The following is a 19,960-nucleotide window of genomic DNA, read 5'->3' as shown; positions in this document are numbered from 1 at the left end:
CTAATCAGGCGGAAGAATGGGGCCGACCTTGATCGATACAGATGTCACCTGTGGGAGGGCCGCATGCGAGGGCTGCCACGGTCGAATCAAGCGCGCACAGGGTGACGGCGCGCAGTGCTCCCGAGGCGAGGGCAGTCTGCGCGCCCTCCAGGCCCGGGAAACGGACCGCCGTCCCGGCTCTGTGCACCACGGAGATCACGAGCTGGGGAGTCCTGTTCTACGCCTTTCCGGTCCTCGCCCCTCAGATCAGCCGGGACACGGGGTGGTCGGCGACCTCGGTGACGGCCGCGTTCTCCGCGGCGCTCATCGTCTCCGCTGTCGTCGGCTTGCCGCTGGGGCGCTATCTGGACCGGCGCGGCCCACGCATCGTCATGACCTCAGGCTCCCTCCTCGCCGTGCCGGCGCTGCTGGCGGTGGCCGCCGCGACGGAGTTCCAGTGGTTCGCCGCTGCCTGGCTGTTGGTTGGCATGTCGATGTCGGCGGTGCTCTACCCTCCGGCGTTCGCGGCGGTGACCGGCTGGTTCGACGGCACCGAGCGGACCCGCGCCCTCACGACGGTCACGCTCGTGGGAGGACTGGCGAGCACGGTCTTCGCACCGCTGACGGCCGTTCTGGCCGGGCATTTCTCCTGGCGGACGACCTATGTGATCCTCGCCCTCGTCCTCGCGGCGGTGACCGTGCCCCTGCACGCGCTGTGTCTGCGCAGCCCCTGGCCGGCCGAGCGGGCGAGTCCGGCCCGGCGTGTGCACGGGCACCGGCGTTCGGTGGCGCTCTCCCGGCCGTTCCTGATCCTCGCCGTAGCCATGACCCTGGCATCGTTCGCTTTCGCAGCTGGTGTGATCAACCTTGTTCCGCTGTTCGTCGAACGCGGCGCGAGCCCCGAGGTGGCCGCCTGGGCGCTGGGTATCGGAGGTGCCGGCCAGGTTCTCGGGCGGCTGTGCTACGCCAGGCTCGTCCGCCGCACGTCGGTTCGCGCCCGGACCGTCATCGCCTTCACGGCCGGTGCGGTGACGACCCTCGCGCTGGGTCTCCTTCCGGGACCCGTGCTCCTTCTGATCGTGTGCAGCCTGATCGCCGGAATGGTCAGGGGAATCGTCACACTGCTCCAGGCCACGGCGGTTACCGACCGCTGGGGCGCCGAGTCGTACGCGACTCTCAGCGGCATTCTCGCCGCCCCCGTCCTGGCCGCCACCGCGCTTGCTCCTTGGGCAGGCGCGGGTATCGCCGCGGCGCTGGGTGGCTATGCCGCTCTGTTCGTCGTGCTCGCGGCCGTGTCCGCGGCGGCCAGTCTGCTCGTCGGCGTCGCCGAACGTTGCGCGCGGGCGTGGGAGATGGCCTTGTGAACCGACAGCGTTCGCCGGTCGCGGAGACGGTTCAGGCGGGAGCGGAGAACATCCGGCACATCGCCGCCAGCACGTCGGGCGGTACCCGGTAGAAGACCCAGGTGCCCCGGCGTTCCGACGTCAGCAGGCCGGTCTCTCGCAGCTTCCTCAGATGGTGGGAAACGGTGGGCGCGGAGACACCAACGTCGGCGATGTCGCACACGCACACCTCGTCGCCGAGCCTTGACGCCACACGGGAGAAAAGCCGCAGTCGAACGGGGTCGCCCAGGGCCTTGAACATGGCAGCCATCTTCTCGGCATCGGATTCCGAGAGATCTCCGCAGGTCAGCGGCGGGCAGCAGGCGACCGCGCCTTCTTCAGTCGACGCTGTGGTCACGCTTGTCATCCCCATATGTTCACACCGCCGCCACGTCAGCGGCAATACGAATGACACAATGACGCGTACGGACCCCTCAATGGCCGAAATCGCCGGACCAGGTAGACCATTTCATGCGTGGACCCAAAGAGGTGCCTCCGGGCCGGATTCCGGTTTCCGCCGACGGTCAGCTCACCACTCGGCGTAGCCAGAGTGCCAGGAGTTCGACCAGCATCACCGTGACGAACACGAGCCCCGTGATGGTGGTCACCACCCCGAATTCGAGCACGCGCGAGGCGTTGAGCAGATGAAACCCGATGCCGCCCGCGCCTACAATGCCGAGGAGCGTAGCGGCACGGATATTGACGTCCAGTTGATACAGGACGTGGCCGACGAAGGCCGGAGCCGCCTGCGGCAGCGTCGCCGAGCAGAAGACCTGCACCCTGGACGCGCCGGTGGCCCGCAGCGCCAGTTCGACACCTGGGTCGACCTCCTCCAGGGAGTCCGCCACGAGCTTCCCGAGAAGCCCTACGGCGCCGACTCCCAGCGCCAACGCCCCGGCGACCGGGCCCAGTCCGGTGATCACGACGAAGACGATGGCCAGGACGAGCTCCGGGAGTCCGCGAATCAGAACGATGGCCGTCCTGAACGTACGAGCCACGCCCGGTGAAGGTGCGACATTGCGTGCCGCGCATGCTCCGACGGGCAGGGCGAGCACGGCCCCGATCAGCGTCGCGGCCAACGCGATCTTCACCGTGATCCACAGGTCGGCGAGGAGCGTCGGCATGATTCCTCCCGAGTCCGGCGGCCAGAACAGCCCCAGAGTCTCGGGGACATCGCCCAGGCCGTCGAAGAACTGGGAAGGTGGGATTCCCGTGCCCCAGACCGAAGCCAGCACCACCGCGACGGTCATGGCGGCGTAGGTGCTCCGCCGCCAGCGCCTGGCATCCCACGGTGGACTGACACCCGGCGTCGGACGAGCTCTGGAGGCCACGCCAGCCCGGGGGGCGGGCGTGAGGGTGCCTGCCCAGATACGGCCGGCACGTGTGACGGACCGTTGCCGCCGGCCCCGCCGGATCCCGCGCCCCGCGCTGGGTAGCAGGGCACTGCGGATCGCCCCCGAGATCAGCTCCGCGACCACACACAGAACCAGCACGACCAGCGCCAGCGCCATGGCCCGTGGGTAGTTCAGTTGCCGGAAGGCGGACGCGATGGCGAACCCGAGACCATCGACTCCGACGAAGCCGAGCACGACGGAGATGCGCAGGTTGATGTCGAACCGGTGCAGGGCGTTGGCCGTGAAGGAGGGCAGCACCTGCGGGAGGACTCCCGAGACGAGCTCCTGCAGCTTCCCGGCGCCACCGGCCCTGACCGCGGTGCGCGGACCCTCGTCGATCTGCTCGATCGCGTCGGCGTACATCTTGCCGACCATGCCGACGGAGTGCAGCCCCATGGCCAGAACGCCGGCCAGGGCACCCAGGCCGAAGACCCGGAAGAACATGATCGCGAGGACGACGTCGGGCACGGCACGCGCCACCACGATCAGCGCCCGGGCCCCGAGCCAGGCGCTCCCGCGCGGCGTCGTGTTCCGGGCCGCCAGCACGGCGACGGGGATGCTCACGAGCACGGAGAGCAACGTCGCACAGACCACGACCGCCAGCGTCTGCCCGCTCAGGATGGCGAGTTCACCCGCATCAGGAAAGTCCAGCGGCAGCGTGCGAGAGAGGAAGTCCGTCGCGTTCGCCGCGCTGTCGGCAACCGTGCCCACGTTGATGCGGAGATCCACGAACGCCCACACCGCCGCGAACAGCAGCCCGGCCGCAAGGAGTACGGCCGCGGTGCGGGTGGGTCTGGGCCAGGACGAGATCCTGGCCGGAACCCGCACCGGCGGCTGGGCCTCCGGTGCGGGCCGCATCGCCTGGCTCATGCCGTTCCTGCCAGAACGGCGCCGGCATCCGCGCCGACGCGGGAGTACACCGACATGACCTCATCCCGGTCCAGGCCCTTCACGGGCATGTCGAGCACCACCTCGCCGGCCCGGAGGCCCACGACGCGGTCACCCCAGGACAGGGCCAGATCAACCTGGTGAAGGCTGCACACCACGGTCAGCCGGCGCTCCTCACTGATGTCCTTGATCAACTGCATCACCTGTGTGGACGACTCCGGATCGAGCGAGGCGACCGGCTCGTCGGCCAGCAGGATCTCGGGGTGCTGCATCAGCGCCCGGGCGACTGCCGCGCGCTGCTGCTGCCCCCCGGAGAGGGTGTCCGCACGCTGCAGCGCCTGGTCGGACAAGCCCACCCGGTCCAGGTGTTCGAGAGCCTCGCGGCGCAACTGCCTGGGATAGGACGGCAGCCCCAGGCGTGGGCCACGTAGCCTTCCCAGAGCGCCCGTGCACACGTTCTCCAGCACGGTCAGGCTTCCCACGAGGTGGAACTGCTGGAAGACGAAGCCGACGCGGCGGCGCAGCCGGCGCAGCTCGCCGGGCTTGGCGGAGCCGACGTCGGTCCCCAGCACCCGCACGGTGCCGCTGCTCGCACGGTGGAGCCCGTCGAGATGGCGCAGCAAGGTCGACTTGCCCGAGCCGGAGAGCCCGAGGAGCACCACGACCTCACCTGCGGCGACATCGAGTGACACGTCGTCTAGGGCCGCCGACCCGGGGCTGAAACGCTTGGTCACACCCTGCAGATGGATGACGTCCCCGTGTGGTTCCCCGGGCTCCGCGGTCACTCCGAGCACTGCTCGTCCTTGGTGGTCGCGCAGACCTTGCGCACCCCGTCGTACAGGGAGTCCTCAACCTGCACGAAACCCCAGTTCTCCTGGTCACCGACAGCGCAGTCGTCGCCTTCACAGAAGCCCTGCGACCCCAGATAGTCGACGTTCGCCTTCTCTTGCAGCGCGCTGACGATCTTCTTCCTGAGGCCGCTGTCGAGGTCGCTGCTCACCGCCGCGGGAGACCCAGGAATGATCTCGGACTTCCAGATAGTGGTGACGTCGCCCTTCTCGATCTCTCCCCGGTCGATGAGCTGGTGCTCGACCATCGCGTCGTACGCGAAGCCCACCGCGCACTGCCCGTTGGTCAGGGCCAGCACGGAAGCGTCGTGGCCGCCCGCCATGACCGGCTCGATGTCCTTCGCCGGGTCGAGCCCAGCCTCGATGAAGCCCGCCGAGGGGTAAAGATAGCCGGAGGTCGAGTTGGGCTCGACGAAGCAGACCTTCTCCGACTTGGCGTCGGCCAGGCTCGTGATGTCCGACCCGGCCGCCACGAACCCGTGGGAGCGGTAGCCGGGCTGGGCGCCCTTGGCGTGTACGAGGGCGGCCGCGGGCTCGATGTCGAGCCCGGAGTTGCGGGCCAGTACATAGCTGAAGGGTCCGTAGACAGCGATGTCGATCTTCTTGGCGCGCTGGCCTTCGATGATCGCCGCGTAGCTCGTCGCCTGCTGGAACGTGACGTCCTTGCCGGTCTCCTCCTCAAGCATCGCGATGACGCCCTGGAAGCTCTGCTCCAGACTGGTCGAGTTCTCCGTCGGGATGGCGGAGAGGACCAGCTTGTCCGGATTACGGCCGCCGTCGGCGTCGTCGCCTGAGCTGTCCGCGCTGGCGCCGCAGGCGGAGAGGGCAAGCATCGACAGGACGGCGCAGGCGCTCAGTATGCGCCGGGAACGCGTGGGCACGGTCAGTCTCCTCTCGCCGTGGGCGGCTGGTGACCAAGGCCACCCACGGCGCTGTGGTGGGGCGCTCGCTCCGGTGAGAGGGCGAGCGGGTGAGCGGGTGAATCAGCCGAGCGGTTGGGTCAGGCGCGGCTGGTGGTCGCCGTCAGCGCCGCGGCGAACCGGTCGCGCATCTCCTCGGGCGAGTGCGTCGAGGTGGCCCGTGGCGGCATGGGCCCGGTTCGCGGCCGGGTGGGGATGAGCAACAGGTGTGGCCCCGGGGACCGCTGAGCGGCTGTGAACTGCTCACGCGCCTCGTCCAGCGTCCGGCACCGGGCGGCGGTGCGGTAGCCGGACGCTACCGCCACCTCGTCGAGCCGCGTGCTGCTCGACGTCGTCGACTGGCCGCCCGTCGACTCGTGGATACCGTTGTCCAGCACCACGTGGATGAGGTTCCCCGGGGCCTGCTCGGCGATCGCCGACAGTGTGCCCATATGCATCAGCGCCGCCCCGTCCCCGTCCAGGACTACGACGGAACGCCCGGGATCGGCCATGGCCACTCCCAGCGCGATGGCCGCGGCATGGCCCATCGAGCCCTGCATGTAGAAGTTCGCCGGACGGTCGGCCACGCCGAAGAGTTCGCGGCCGGTGTAGCCGGTGGTGGCGACGATGGGGGAGTCGCCCGCGAGCTCCGTGACGAGCTGTACGGCGTCGCGGCTGTCCAGCCGCTCCGGCTCGTCGGTAGCCGCGGTCTGGCACTTGCCCACCGAGCCCTTCTCCACCAGTACGAAAGGCGCCTCCCCGGCCGCTACCGCTTTCTCCACGCCCGTGAGGATCTCCGCCAACCCGGCTTCGTCGCAGTCGGCGCGCAGCATCCAGTACGGCAGTCCGAGGGTCTCCAGCAGGGAGACGGTCTTCGTCCCCATCACCTCGTGCTGCGGCTCATCCTGGGCAGGGTCGGGCCAGCCGCGCAGACTCACGAAGGACAGCACAGGGATCCGGTACGTCATCACCAGAGACGTGAGCGGATTGATCAGATTCCCCAGCCCCGAGTTCTGGAGCATCACGTACGCACGCCGCCCCGCGAGAGCCGCGCCGGCCGCCGTGGCCAGCGCACCGCCTTCGTTCGCGGCAGGAACGTAGCGGCCGGGAGACCGGCTCAGGTGCGCGATCGGCCCGCCGAAGAAGGAGCAGGGAACGCCGCTCGCGAACCGGAAACCCCGGTCGTCCAACGCCGCGCAGAAGTCCTCGGCTGCGATCATCGTCCACCGTCCTCGTCGAGCTGATCGGGGCGAAGCCGAACGGATCGTGCGACGCCGGGTGCGGTAGGTGTTGTGGCCGCCGGACGGGCGGAAGGGGTGTCGACCGTGCGCGGGTTCTGTGCCCAGGCCGGGCGCTCGTCGATGCGCACCACGGCACAGGTGATGGCCGTGCCCCCGCCATGCGCGACGACCAGTACGTGGTCTCCGGGACCGACGGTCCCGCTCTCTACGAGATGGTGGAGGGCGACGATCTGGTCATTGACCGTCAAGTGCCCGAACCGTCGTCCGTACTCCAGCAGGCCCTTGTCCGCGCTGACGCCCATCGGGTCGAGGATCGTCTTCAGATAGCTCTCCAGCCCCGTGAAGACGTGTGCGACCCGGGTGACGTCCTCCGGCCCGATCCCGGCCTCCGCCATCGAGCGGAGGGCGAGCTCGGCACGGAGCTCTCCCTGCCGGCTGACGACCTGGGCCACCGTGTCGTCCAGGTCGTCCTCGAAGGCTCCCAGACGCTCCCGGAAGTCAACCCGCTGGCCGCCCGCGCTGGTCGGCGAGTAGATCGGCTCATTGCCCCGGTAGAGCTGCTCCAACTCGGACGTGGAGCCCGAGTTGACCGACAGGAGGCGGGCGAACCCCCCGCGCCGGGAGAGCACCACTGCGGAGGCGGCGTCTCCGATCACCCCGTTCTGCAGGCCGAACTCCCAGCGGTTGAAATCCGGGCGCCCGGAGTTGTCCGCCCCGGTGAGCAGTGCTCCCGACCGGTCCGGGCTGGCCAGCAGATAGGAGGCCGCCAGTTCTACTCCGCCCACCAGACCGGCGCACGCCTGCCAGGTGAGGAATGACGGAACGTCGCGGTTCGTAGCGTGCTTCAGTACATAGGCGTGCGGTGACCAGCCCAACGGGCCCTGCGGCCAACTGTGCGCATGGATGTGGAGATCGATATCGTCCGGCCGCCCGGAGCGCCCGATGGCCTGCCGTGCCGCGTGAACGGCCATGTCCGGTGCCGATATGTCACCGGCGACCGCCGCCCCCGTCCAGCCGAACCACTCGTAGTCCTCCTGCGAGTAGAGCCCGGCTTCCACAGCGTCCTCGGCCTTCATGATCTCCGGTAGGTACACGCCGATTCCGGCGATGTGTATTCCAGGTGTCTTCATAGCGTGATGCCTTCCGCTCCCCTCGAACCCCGGTCAGACCTCGGTGTGGATGTGTTCGGCGATTTTGGTGATGGTGCCGCCGCGGAGGAGTTTGGTGATGGGGAGGTTGACCTGGTATTTGCGGTCGATTCGGGTGCGGAGTTCGACGGCCATGAGGGAGTCCATGCCCATGCGCTTGAGCTGTTGGGTGGTGTTGATGCGGTCCGGTGAGGTGTTGAGGATCGAGGCCACCATGTCCACCAGTTCGTCCTGGACGCCCTGGCCCGTCTGAGTGCTGTGGTCCGTGTTGGGCTGGGCTGACGTGGCGGTGGCTTGCGGCCGAGGCGCCTCGGGAACCTTCACCGCAGGCTCGGGCGCGCTCCGCCACGGCTCGGGTGTGGGTGCGGATGCGGACACCTGCGTCGGAGTCAGTGATGGGCCCGGTGCCGGATCGCCGGGTGCCGGTGCGGTTGCCGGGGCCGTCCGGGTGCCGGGCCCCTCGGTGTGGATGTGTTCGGCGATTTTGGTGATGGTGCCGCCGCGGAGGAGTTTGGTGATGGGGAGGTTGACCTGGTATTTGCGGTCGATTCGGGTGCGGAGTTCGACGGCCATGAGGGAGTCCATGCCCATGCGCTTGAGCTGTTGGGTGGTGTTGATGCGGTCCGGTGAGGTGTTGAGGATCGAGGCCACCATGTCCACCAGTTCGTCCTGGACACCGCTCTCCGCGCCGGAGCGGTTCGCCGTCGTGTCGGCTTGTGGCCGGGTTGCCTCGCGAGTCGTTTCCACCGCAGGCAGGGGCGCCCCCTGCCGCGGCTCGGGCCGAGCCGTCCGCGCCGGTTTCCCGGGCACTTCCGGCACCACCGGTGCCGCAGTCTCCGGTGTCGGTGTCGGTGTCGGTGTCGGCGTCGGCGTCAGCCGGACGGACCTCGGGTGCGCTACCGGCACCCGGGCGGTGACGGCGGGTTCGGCGCGGTCCGGCTTCGGCGTGGATTCGCGGTCCACCAGGTCGCGGAGCTGCGGCGTCGCAGCGAGGCTTGGATAGGCCCGTGCCCAGGTGCGCCAGTCCACCCTGAGCACCGCGGCCTGCCGGGTGCCGCTGCCGAGGAGTTGCCGCATGACTTCCAGGCCCTCCGCCGGGCTGAAGTTGTCCATGCCGCGCGGCACTGTGTCCTGGCCCTCCTGCTGGGCCTTGCGCGCCATCATGCCGACGCTGTCCCAGAAACCCCAGTTGACGACGGTCGCCGCCTGGTTTCGCGACGTCCGGTGCGCCGCCAGCGCGTCCAGGAAGGCATTGCCCGCCGCGTAACCGCCGAGCAACGGAGAGCCGAGGAGTGCCGATCCAGAGGAGAAGAGCACGAAGAAGTCGACCGCTTCGTTCTCGAGCAGGCGGTGGAGAGCCCATGTACCCGACACCTTGGCATGCAGCGCCCTGCGGACCTGGTCTGGCTGCAGCTCGCGCACCGGTGCGTACTCGATCGTCCCTGCGGCGTGTACCACGCCCCGTAGCCGCGGCAGGTCTGCCTGCGCGCGCTCGTCGAGCACCGCCCGCAGCGCGTCGAGGTCGGCGGCGTCGACCGCGGCGTATTCGACGTCTGTCCCGAGTGCGGCCAGTCGCCGCAGTAGCGCCGTCTGTTCCCGCCGCGGGTCTGACGGTTCCAGGGTGTCCCAGGCGTCGACCGGTGGAAGTACGCTGCGGCCCGTCAACAGCAGATGCCGGGCTCCCTGCTCAACCAGCCACTCGGCCAGCTGCCCGCCGATGCCGCCGAGCCCACCGGTAACCAGGTAGGTTCCATCGCCGCGAACGTCGAAGTGCGTGTCGCCGCGGGCGGCTCCCCGGCGGGTGCCGTCCTCCGCGGGGCGCACCACCTTGCCCTGAAGCGGCCGAAGGGTGCCCTGACCGGCGAGTTCGCAGACCTTGTCCAGGGCCGGCTTGATGGTGCCCGCCGCCTGTGAGACCAGTTCCGGTACGTCGAGCGCCTGGAAGGAGCGGTTCGTGGAGAGGGCGTCGGCCCCGAGGGAGAGGGGCGCGGCGCCGTAGGCCGCCCCCGCGTCGAGATACCGGCCTCCTGGAGCCAGCAGCTCGGCCGTCGACGGCGGTATGGCCCCGCCCCGGGTGCTGAGGATGACGTCGTACGAGGAGGCGCCCCCGCCGGTGGGCGGGAGGTCGGTCGTTACGTCGCAGGCCTCAGCGGAGAGCCACGCGGCGATCTGCTCGGCGGCGGGCGCCAGTTCACCGGTGCCGTCGTCGATCAGCACCCGCTCGCCAGCGCCGAGCCGTGCGCAGTCGTGCAGGGCTCGGTAGGCCGTCACGCAGCTGTAGGGCAGGGTGGCCGCCTCCGCCGCGGTGAGGTGCCGCGGCTTGTGGGCCACGAGTGCGGTCGGAACGGTCACGGACTCGGTGACCTCGCCCCGTACGAGCGCGACCACCTCGTCGCCCGCGACGAAACCCTCCACCCCGGGACCGGTCGCCCGGACGGTACCCGCACAGTCGATGTTGACGGTGCGGCTCTCGGCGACGGCCTGTGCTTCGCGAGCCGTCAGACCCACATGGGTGACCGCGATGGTCACCTCACCCGGCCCGGGGACAGCCGTCCCCGAGGCGGCGGCGGAGGGACGGCTGGAGGCCGGCAGCGCCTTCCTGACCAGGCGGGCGGCGAAGCGCCGGCCACCGCGCAGGGCCACCTGCGTCTCCTCGTCCGCGCGCAGCAGATGGCTGACGAGCGCCTCGGTGCTGGCCTGTTCGTGATCGATGTCGACGAGGCTCGCCCGCCAGTCCGGATGCTCGATGGCGAGGGTGCGGCCCAGCCCCCAGACCGGTGCCTGGAAGGGCGAATCCACCGTGTCCTGGGCGAGGACCTGCTGAGCGGAGCGGCTGACCAGCCACAGCCTCGGCGTCGACTCCATGGCGACTTCGTCCATCGCCTGGGCGAGGTTGACGACGCTGCCCACGGACAGGTCCTCGGCCCGTTTGATCTCCGTGGGCAGGGCGTCGCGGGAGCAGGTCGCGTCGAGGCTCCACAGGTGCACGATGCCGCGCACGGGGCCGCGCTGGACGGTTTCGATCAGGACCTTGGCGAGGTCGGTCCTGGACGTGGGATCGATGCGGTACCGGTCGCCACCGGTGGTGGAGTACCCGCGTGCCGCGGTGACCACGACAACCTTGCTGCCGGTGTTCTCCAGGTTCTTGACGACCTCCCGGCCGGTGGGGCCGGAGTCGGTCAGTACCACCCAGGTGCTGCCCGCCTCCCCACCGGAACGGCTGGCGGTTTCGGGGAGGCCGAGAGGACGCCAGTCGAGGCCGTACAGCCAGTCCTCGTACGCGCCCGGCGCCGGCACTTCGGGTTGGTGACCCGAGTGCGCGGTGAGCGGCTCGGGCGCCTTCCCGAGAAGGTACTGCAGCCGCAGGCCCCGCAGCTCCGCAACGACGTCTCCGGCTTCGTCGAGGATGGCCACGTCTCCGCTGAACGAGTCCGGACGGCCCCCTTCGAGCAGGTGGACGTGGCTCCACAGCCGGGTGGCCGGGCGCCGGTACAGCCTGACCTCCGAGATGCCGCCGAGGACGAAGGCGCCGTCCTCGCCCGGCTCGATGTCGGGCCGGGCGGCTACGAGGGCGTGAGCCGCCGCGTCCAGGACCGCCGGGTGGAACTGGTGCTGATCCCAGTCGGCCAGGAGCGGTGCCGGGCAGCCGAGGGCCGCCAGCGCCTCGCCGTCTGTACGCCACACCGCTTCGATTCCCTGGAAGGAGCCGTTCCACTGGTTGCCTCGGGCAGCATGCCGGGCGTAGAAGGCGGCACGTGACTGGTGCTCGGGCAAGCGGCCACGGATGGAGGCCACCGGCTCCGGGGCGGCAGGCCGCGCACCGAGGACCGAGACGTCGGCCTCGGCGCGCAGGATCCAGCCCTCGTCCGACGCGGCGCGTCCGTGCAGCCGGAAGGCGTGGCCTCCGTCTGCCCGGGGGGCCATGGTGACCCGTAGCGAGGTGGGGTCGTCGGCGTCGAGGAAGACGGCTTCGTGATAGCGCACGTCGGTCACGGCGATGGGTCCCGGACCGTGGATCTCCCGGGCGGCCGCCGCGGCCAGCTCGACGTACGCGGTGCCCGGCAGCACGACCGTTCCCTGGACCTGGTGATCTGACAGATAGGCGTTGCGGACCAGGTCGACGCCGCCTTTCCACACCCGCTTCCCGCCCGGGGCCCGGACTTCCCGACCCAGCAGCGGGTGGGTGCGGACGGCCGGCGGCTCGTCCTCGGCCTCAACTGCTGGAGGCCGCGGAGCGGATGCGGCCGGAGGCGCTGTCGTCGGCCAGTCCTCCAGCCAGTGCTCGACGCGCTGCCAGGGGTAGCTGGGGAGCGGAGTGAACGCGCCGCCCGTCGTCACCGCGTCCCAGTCGAAGGGGACGCCCGCGGTGTACAGTCTGGCCAGCGAGGTGAGGAGTGCGCCACGTTCGTCGTCCTCGCGCCGCAGGGAGCCGACGGCCAGCGAGGGCTGCCCGTGCTCCGCGGCCGTCGCGTCGATCGCGGCGGCGAGGACCGGGTGCGGGCTGATCTCGACGAAGACGGTCTCGCCCGCTTCGAGTTCTCCGCGCACCGCGCCGACGAAGTCCACCGGCTCGCGGATGTTCCGCGCCCAGTAGGTGGCGTCCAGTTGAGAGCCGTCGACGGTCTCGTTGAGGAGAGTGGAGTGCAACGGGATGGTTCCGGCCTTCGGGGCCAGGTCGGCAAGGTCGCTGAGCAGGTCCTCTCGGATCGCGTCCATCTGGGGTCCGTGGGACGCGTAGTCGACGTTGATCCAGCGGTTGAAGATGTCCTTCTCCTCAAGCGCGCCGAGGATCTCCGCGAGGGCGCCACGGTCGCCGGAGAGCAGCGTCGAGGTCGGGCTGTTGGCGGCCGCGAGGGCGACCTTGTCCTCATACCCGGCGATGGCTTCGGTCGCTTCGGCGGCGGAGAGCTCGACCCAGGCCATCGTTCCGTGCCCGCTGAGCCGACGGGCCATGCGGCTGCGGCGGCAGATCACCGCACCGGCGTCCTCCAGGCTGAGGGCTCCGGCGACGTAGGCCGCGGCGGCCTCGCCCATGGAGTGACCGATGACGACATCGGGCTCCACGCCCCACGAGCGCCAGACCGCGGCGAGCGCGATCTCCATCGCCCACAGGGTGGGCTGGATGACGTCGACCCTGGCGAACCTGTCGGCGTCGTCTCCGCGTAGCAGCTCGATCACGGACCAGCCGTTCTCCACCGCGATCACCTCGTCGCACCGCCGCATGGTGCTCAGGAAGACCGGGTCGGTGTCCAGGAGTTGCCGGCCCATCCCGATCCACTGCGAGCCCTGGCCGGGGAAGACGAACGCGATTCGTGGCCGTTCCTCCTCCACGTAGTCGACCGCGGAGAGCCCAGGAGCCTCGCCGTTCTCGGCGTACGCGCGCAGCGTGGCGGCCGCCTCGGCGGGGGAGGAGGCGGCGAGCGCGAGCCGGCTGTCGAAGTGGCTGCGTCGGGTGCCGGCGCTGTGACAGATGTCCCGCAGCGCGGGTACGTCCCCGTTGTCGAGGAGCTCGGCGTAGGAGACGGCGAGCTCGGAGAGCGCCTTGGGGCTCATGGCCGACAGCGCCAGCAGCTCGGCACGGGAGTCGTCCCGGTCCGTCGCGCCGCGCCGGACATCCTGGTCGGCGGCCGACGCCGAAAGCACGACGTGTGCGTTGGCGCCGGTCAGCCCGAAGCTGCTCACGCCCGCGAGCGTGGGGCGGTCGCGTTCCGGCAGCGGCGTGCGTTCTCTGGGCAGCCGTACGGGCAGCTCGTCCCACGGGATGGCTGGGTTCGGCGTGCGCTGGTGGAGGTTCGGGGGGACCTCGCCATGCTCCAGGCAAAGGATGGTCTTGATCAGCCCCGCCATGCCCGCGGCTGCTTCGGCGTGCCCGATGTTCGTCTTCGACGAGCCGACCAGACACGGGTTGTCGACGGCGCGACCGGGGCCGAGTACCTGGCCGAACACCTCCAGCTCGACCTTGTCGCCCACGCTCGTGCCGGTGCCGTGCGCTTCCAGGTAGTCGATGTCCGCGGGGCTGACCCCGGCCTGCTCATAGGCACGCAGGAGCACGTCCCGCTGGCCCTCGACGCCGGGAGTGACCAGGTAGCCGCTGCTCTGACCATCATTGCCGATCGCGCTGCCGAGCAGGACGGCCCGGACCCGGTCGCCGTCGGCGCGGGCCTTGGCCAGTGACTTCAGGACGACGACGCCGACGCCGTCGCTGCGGACGAAGCCGTCGGCGGAGGCGTCGCCGAACTTGCAGCGGCCGTCGTCGGCGAGCATGCGGGCGCCGGAGTAGACGGTGCCCTCTTCGGGCAGCAGGACGACGTTGGCGGCGCCGGCCACGGCCATGGTGGTCTCGCCGGAGCGGATGGACTGCGCTGCCATGTGTACGGCGGTCAGCGAGGAGGAGCAGGCGGTATCGATGGTGACGCTGGGGCCGCGGAAATCGAAGGCGTAGGCGACCCGGCCCGAGGTCATGGCGCGGGCCGCCGCACCGATCAGACCGTAGAACTCCAGTTCGTTCGGCTTTTGGTACTGCATGTGCCAGTAGTCGCCGCCGAGTTGCCCCATGTAGACGCCGGTGTTGGTTCCGGCGGCCCGGTCGGCGGCCTGACCGGCGTCTTCGAGCGCCTCGTAGGTCGTCTCCATCAGCAGCCGTTGCTGCGGGTCCATTTTGCTGGCTTCACGCGGCGAGATTCCGAAGAACTGGGCGTCGAAGTCGCGGATACGGTCGAGGAAGCCGCCCCACCTGCTGCTCGTCCTGCCAGGGGCGGACGGTGCCTCCTCGAAGATCGCGTTGACGTCGTAGCGGTCCGGGGGGATCTCGCTGATCGCGTCGATGCCGGCGCAGAGCCGCTCCCAGAAGATGTCGACGTCCGGCGCGCCGGGGAAGCGCCCGGCCATGCCGATGATGGCGATCGGCTCGGCGGGCTGCGTGGTCGTGCCGTCAGCGCCACTCGGGGTGGCGCGCCCTGAGGTCGTGTGCATCGTTCAGTCCTTGGTCTCAGTTCGGCCAGAAGTGCTGAGGAGGGACGGCGCAGAGATGGTCACGGGTATGGGGATGCCGAGCAGGTCCAGGACGGTCGGAGCCACTGACGGCAGCGTCTCGGACGTGTCCGGAAGCCGGGTCACCAGCCGCTGCCCGGCGGACGGCACGAGGACACAGGGCACGGGGTTGTGCGTGTGACCGCCGTAGGGGCGTCGGGAACCGTCGGGCCCGGTCTTCGCCATCTGCTCGGCGTTGCCGTGATCACCGACGAGCAGCACCCAGCGGCCCTGCTCGCGCGCGGCGGCGCAGATGCGCTCGACGGCCAAGTCGGTGGCTTCGGCGGCCTTCACCGTCGCCGCGTAGTCGCCCGTGTGTCCCACCACGTCGATGTTGGCGAGGTTGGCGATGACGAGAGGCACGTCGTCGCGGCCCGCGGCCTCGATCACGCGGTCCGCGACCTGCGCGACGTTCATGTCCGGCCGGCTCGTGTAGTCGGCGCCCGCGGTGCCCGGCACCTGGATGTGCTCCTCGTACGGGCGTCGACGCGCGTCACGGCCGTTGATGAAGAAGGTGACGTGCTCGAACTTCTCCGGCTCGGCGATCCGCACGGACCGTGCCCGAGCCGCCTCCAGCGCGTCGGCCAGCCCGCCGGAGGCGTCCGTGCGGTGGACGAGAGCCGTCACTCTGGCCCTGGTGTCGTACTCGGCCAGGCTGAGCAACTCCACGTCCGCGCGGCCGCTCTGGGTGAGCCGGTCGTGTACGGCGCCGACCAGCGGCGAGGTGCGGTCGCTGCGGAAGTTGGCGAACAGCAGCGCGTCCCCGGCCCGGACACCAGGGTAGTCGCGGATGACCGTCGGAGGGATGTCGCCGTCACTGGCGCTTCCGGCCACCGCCGACACGGCGTCGTGGCCCGCCCGGGCCTCCTGTGCGTCGACGATGAGCCAGCAGGCACGCTCCGTCAGCTCTCGCCGACCGCTCTTGTCCATGGCGAGGTTCCGGCCGATCACCGTGGCGTACTCGCCGGCGTCCGCTTCGTCCGCCATCTTCTGCAGTTGTGCGAGGTAGTCCACGGCGGTGCCGTCCGCTACGTCCCTGCCGTCGGTGACGGCGTGCAGCCACACGCGGGGGCAGCCCGATGCCTGTGCTCCGTGCAGCAACTCGCCGAAGTGCGCGATGTCGGAGTGGATGCGGCCGTCCGAGCACAGGCCCACCAGGTGCAGCGCGCCTCCTCTTTCGGCGAGCCCCTGGCACACCCGCCGAAGCTCCGGATGGGTGCGCAGTTCGCCGGACTCGGCCTGACGTTGCACCAGCAGGCTGTCGTACTCCAGCGGCCGGCCGGCCCCCATGACCAGGTGGCCGATCTCGGAGTTGCCCACGACGCCTTCGGGGAGACCGACCGCGCTCCCGGACGCGGCGAGGAGGGGCCCCGGGTACTGACTGCGGAGCCGGTCGAGGACCGGGGTGTTCGCCGCAGCGAGCGCGTTGTCCGAGCCGGGAGGGCCTTCTCCCCACCCGTCGAGAACGAGCAGGACGCCTTTCGATCCGGTCATGCGGCTGCCTCACCGAGATCGGCGAGCCGCTCCCAGAAGGTCGGAAACGACTTGGTGACGCAGCCTGGGTCCTTGATCACCACGCCGGGAGTGCGCAGTCCCGCGATGGCGAAGGCCATCGCGATGCGGTGGTCGTCGTAGGTGTCGATGGCCGCGCCGTGGGGCTGACCGCCCTCGATGGTCATCGTGTCGGCCGTGGTGCGGACCGTGACGCCCATCTTGGCCAGTTCCGTGCTCACCGCGTCGATCCGGTCGCACTCCTTGAAGCGGAGATTGCCGATGCCGTGGATGTGTGTGGTGCCCTCGGCGTAGGCGGCGACGACGGCGAGGGTGGGAACGACGTCGGGCATGTTGGACATGTCGATCTCTATGCCCTGGAGCGTTTCCGTACCCTCGAGGGTGATGGAGCCGTCCGCGGCGTCGGCGCGGCATCCCATTTGCACGAAGGCGTCGACCAGGCCGACGTCACCCTGGACGGAGGTGCTGTCGATCCCGGGGATGTTGACACGGCCGTCGAGAATCGCGGCGGCGGCGAGGAAGTAGGACATCCCGGAGGCGTCGGGCTCGACCGTGATGTCGCCGCCCTGGTAACGCTGGCCGGCCGCCACCTTGAACCAGTCGTAGCCGCGGCGTTGCACGGTGACGCCCGCCCGCTTCAGCGCGGCGATGGTCATGTCGACATAGGGCTTGGAGAGCAGTTCGCTCCGCAGGTGGACTTCGACGTCCTTGTGCGCGTAGGGGGCGCTGAGCAGCAGGCTGGTCGTGAACTGGCTGCTCACGGTGCCGTGGATGTCGGTGCGACCGCCGCTCAGGGCGGGGCCTTCGACCTCGATGGGCGGCGAGCCGTTGCCCTTGACCGCGACGGCGTTGACACCCAGCGGCGCGAGGGCTTCCAGCAGATGGCCCATCGGGCGCTCCTGCATGCGCTCCGATCCGGTGAGCACGGTCTTCCCCTCGGCGAGACCGGCCATGGTGATCAGCAGGCGTATGGGGGTGCCGGCGTTCCCCATGTGGATGGAGTCGGCCGGGGCGGTCATCTTGTTGCCGTTGGGCGTGACGGTCACGGTGTTCTTGGCCTCGTCGACGGCGATGTCGACGTGCCCGAAGGCGCGGAGCGCGTCGGCGAGGATCAGGGTGTCCTGGGAGAGGAGGGCGTTGTGCAGGGTGGTGGGTTCGGTGCTCAGCCCTGCCATGGCCAGGTGCCGGTTGGTGTAGCTCTTCGACCCGAGGACCTGCACCGTGCCGTCGACACGCCCGATGGGTGTGACTTCGTACTCGGAGAGCTTCAGAACCGGGCTCGTGGACTCAGAGGTCATGTTCCTTCGTCTTCCGTGAGGTGGGGCGGGGCAGGGCTGTGCCAGGAGGACCGTCAGCGGGGTGCGTCCGGACCGCGGTGCACCTTGTGCTGGGCGGCCTGGGCGCGGGGACGTACGACGAGGAAGTCGACGTTCACATGCGAGGGGCGGGTGACGGCCCAGGCGACGACGTCGGCGATGTCCTCGGCCACGAGAGGCTGGTCCACGCCGGCGTACACCGCGGCGGACTTCTCCTCGTCGCCCCGGTACCGATTCAGCGAGAACTCCTCGGTGTGCACCATGCCCGGTGCCACTTCCACCACCCGGACTGGCCGCCCGCAGAGCTCCATTCGGAGGGTGCCGGCCAGAGCGTGCTGACCGTGCTTGGCGGCGCTGTAGCCGCCGCCACCCTCGTAGACGGTGAAGCCCGCGGTCGAGGAGATGATGACGACGGTGCCGTCGCCACTCCCGATGAGCCTGGGCAGCAGGGCCTGCGTCACATGGAGCGAGCCGAGCACGTTCGCCTCGAACATCCTGCGCCAGTCGGCCGCGTCCGCGTCTTCCACCGGTTCGGTGCCGAAGGCACCGCCCGCGTTGTTCACGAGGACGTCGCAGTGCTCGAGCGAGGCGGCGAAGGCCTCGACCGCGCCGCGGTCGGTCACGTCCAGGGTGTGCGGGTCGGCGCTGCCTCCCTGCGCGCGGATCTCCTTGGCCACTGCTTCGATGCGGTGACTGCGGCGGGCGGCGAGCACCACATGATGGCCCTCGGCGGCCAGTCTGCGGGAGGTGGCCGCGCCTATGCCGCTCCCGGCTCCGGTGACGACCGCCACCGGCTGACGTGCCTCGCTCATCCCGCCCCCTGCCCGGTCAGCGCGGTGAACCCGGCCGGGACCATGCCGGAGGCCGCCGGGAAGGCTCCGAGCCAGGCGACGGCGCCCGGTGCGAGCGTGCAGGAGAGGGCGCCGTCCTCGCCGGCGGAGCTGTCCATCGCTCCGCTGAGGAACACCACCGGCGTGTTCCATGCCTGCGCCTGGGGCAGGTGGACGGCCGGGGTGAACGTCCGCGGCTCGGCCGAGACGTTGTGCACGGACAGGAGCTGGACGTCGCCGTCGCCGCTGGCCCTGGTGACCGCTCGCAGTCCGCTGCCGATCCCGACCTGGGAGAAGGTGGAGGTGTCGGTGAAGGCGGCACGGGTGCGCGGGTCGTTGCGCACGCTGTCGAGGGCGCGCTCGTACTGCTCGAAGTCGACGGGCGGGCCGTCGGCGGGCGGAACGGAGAAGTCCGGTATCTCCAGCCCGGCCGCGGCGTAGGCCGCGCTGAGGAAGCCGGCCACGATCGTGTGCACCGCACCAGGTGCGCTGGAGAGCTCCGGCTGGAAGAGGCAGGCCATGAAGAACGGATGGTCCGTGATCTCCAGCGCCCGGGGGGCGTTGCCCTTGTCCCAGCCGCTGAACTTGACGTCCCCCTGCGTCGCTGCGTCGAGGAACTCCTGGACCATGCCGTAGTCGCACTGGAGGATCTCTTCGATCTCGGTGCGGCCGCCGTAGAGCGCGGACAGCCGCGACCCCTCGCGAAGGAACAGCGAGACCTTGTTGGTGTTGTCCGCCGTACAGGTGGGAGGAATGATCAGCCGCTCGATCGGGGAGAGGTCGTTCCCGAGCCCTTCCGTCTCGGCCAGGTGGAGCACGTTCTGGGAGTACTCGAGGACGGCGCTGTAGAAGCCGCCGCAGGTCCCGAGGAGCGGCGCCTTGTTCTCCCGTGCATAGCGGATCGCGCGATGCACGCCCTGCTGCGCGTGGTAAGGGGCGCCCGGCACGACCCAGATGCCGTCGAAGCGTGTGAAGTCCGTGCTGTCATCGATCTCGGACGTGGGCACCCACTCGGTCTCGACGCCCAGGGCGGGCATGAGCGGCTCGATCCGGGGGTGTGCCGGTTCCTGGTGGTTGTACTGGTCTCCTACCAGGGCCAGAAGAGGCCTGCGCGCAGCGGACACGAGAACTCTTATGCAGATGACTTTGAGGGCATGAAGACGCGCCGCGACCGCGGGGAGCGGTGACGGTGCGGTAACTCAAGGGCTTCGGGGCGGGAATCGCTGGCACGGACGGAAGCTGCCGCTTGCATGCCTTGCCCACTCCCCCCGTGATGGTCATGAAGTCTGTGGTCGTGCTGGTGTCGTCTGGGGAAGCCTGAACCGGTGAGGTTCAACTCCCTTTCAACAGCGTGTAGTTGCCCGGAAACAGGTTGCGCCGCTGTTTCGATGCTTGTCAAGTTAGATTCATGTCGATATCGAGTCGGTCCGAGGTCGGTCAGACGAGATCGCGAGTGGTTGCGGGAGCGGACCACGTTCGCGCGCAGCCACGGGC

At 69.9% G+C, this 19,960-nt stretch carries 12 protein-coding genes; 1 reads left to right on the top strand and 11 read right to left on the bottom strand.

Going from position 1 to position 19,960, the window contains the following annotated elements:
- Positions 1 to 41 precede the first annotated feature (41 nt).
- Positions 42 to 1,343: an MFS transporter gene (locus O7609_RS05450; protein WP_332330037.1), complete on the top strand. Its 1,302-nt coding sequence runs from the start codon at positions 42 to 44 to the stop codon at positions 1,341 to 1,343.
- Positions 1,344 to 1,374: 31 nt separating this feature from the next.
- Here the strand turns inward: O7609_RS05450 and O7609_RS05445 are convergent, their stop codons facing one another.
- From O7609_RS05445 to O7609_RS05395, 11 genes are all read right to left on the bottom strand, one after another.
- Positions 1,375 to 1,728, bottom strand: coding sequence for an ArsR/SmtB family transcription factor (locus O7609_RS05445; protein WP_269743167.1), 354 nt, complete (start codon positions 1,726 to 1,728; stop codon positions 1,375 to 1,377).
- A gap of 157 nt (positions 1,729 to 1,885) precedes the next feature.
- Entirely contained in the window at positions 1,886 to 3,625 is a 1,740-nt protein-coding gene (phnE, locus tag O7609_RS05440; RefSeq protein ID WP_269743166.1) for a phosphonate ABC transporter, permease protein PhnE, read from the bottom strand.
- Positions 3,622 to 4,377 (bottom strand): phosphonate ABC transporter ATP-binding protein, encoded by a 756-nt coding sequence (gene phnC, locus O7609_RS05435; RefSeq protein WP_269743165.1) that lies wholly within the window; start codon positions 4,375 to 4,377, stop codon positions 3,622 to 3,624. The genes phnE and phnC overlap by 4 nt, the downstream gene beginning before the upstream one ends.
- A 47-nt stretch (positions 4,378 to 4,424) precedes the next feature.
- Positions 4,425 to 5,372 (bottom strand): phosphate/phosphite/phosphonate ABC transporter substrate-binding protein, encoded by a 948-nt coding sequence (locus tag O7609_RS05430; RefSeq protein ID WP_269743164.1) that lies wholly within the window; start codon positions 5,370 to 5,372, stop codon positions 4,425 to 4,427.
- Between the two features lie 119 nt (positions 5,373 to 5,491).
- Positions 5,492 to 6,610 carry a phosphonopyruvate decarboxylase gene (gene aepY / locus O7609_RS05425; protein ID WP_269743163.1) on the bottom strand — a complete coding sequence of 373 codons (1,119 nt, stop codon included), beginning with the start codon at positions 6,608 to 6,610 and terminating at the stop codon, positions 5,492 to 5,494.
- Positions 6,607 to 7,761 carry a ketoacyl-ACP synthase III family protein gene (locus O7609_RS05420; RefSeq protein WP_269743162.1) on the bottom strand — a complete coding sequence of 385 codons (1,155 nt, stop codon included), beginning with the start codon at positions 7,759 to 7,761 and terminating at the stop codon, positions 6,607 to 6,609. The genes aepY and O7609_RS05420 overlap by 4 nt, the downstream gene beginning before the upstream one ends.
- 33 nt (positions 7,762 to 7,794) lie before the next feature.
- Positions 7,795 to 14,751 carry a type I polyketide synthase gene (locus O7609_RS05415; protein ID WP_269743161.1) on the bottom strand — a complete coding sequence of 2,319 codons (6,957 nt, stop codon included), beginning with the start codon at positions 14,749 to 14,751 and terminating at the stop codon, positions 7,795 to 7,797.
- A 3-nt stretch (positions 14,752 to 14,754) separates the two neighbouring features.
- Positions 14,755 to 16,302, bottom strand: coding sequence for a 2,3-bisphosphoglycerate-independent phosphoglycerate mutase (gene gpmI / locus O7609_RS05410; RefSeq protein ID WP_269743160.1), 1,548 nt, complete (start codon positions 16,300 to 16,302; stop codon positions 14,755 to 14,757).
- On the bottom strand, positions 16,299 to 17,618 hold the full coding sequence (gene aroA, locus O7609_RS05405; RefSeq protein ID WP_269743159.1) for a 3-phosphoshikimate 1-carboxyvinyltransferase: 1,320 nt from the start codon (positions 17,616 to 17,618) through the stop codon (positions 16,299 to 16,301). Before aroA ends, gpmI begins: the two co-directional genes overlap by 4 nt.
- A 53-nt stretch (positions 17,619 to 17,671) precedes the next feature.
- Positions 17,672 to 18,448, bottom strand: coding sequence for an SDR family oxidoreductase (locus O7609_RS05400; RefSeq protein WP_269743158.1), 777 nt, complete (start codon positions 18,446 to 18,448; stop codon positions 17,672 to 17,674).
- On the bottom strand, positions 18,445 to 19,590 hold the full coding sequence (locus O7609_RS05395) for a glutamine amidotransferase-related protein (protein ID WP_269743157.1): 1,146 nt from the start codon (positions 19,588 to 19,590) through the stop codon (positions 18,445 to 18,447). Before O7609_RS05395 ends, O7609_RS05400 begins: the two co-directional genes overlap by 4 nt.
- Between the last annotated feature and the right edge of the window lie 370 nt (positions 19,591 to 19,960).

The organism is Streptomyces sp. WMMC1477 (genome assembly GCF_027460245.1).
Taxonomy (GTDB): Bacteria; Actinomycetota; Actinomycetes; order Streptomycetales; family Streptomycetaceae; genus Streptomyces.
Note: the sequence above shows the minus strand (reverse complement) of the source record. Positions and strands in the feature narration are given on the sequence as shown.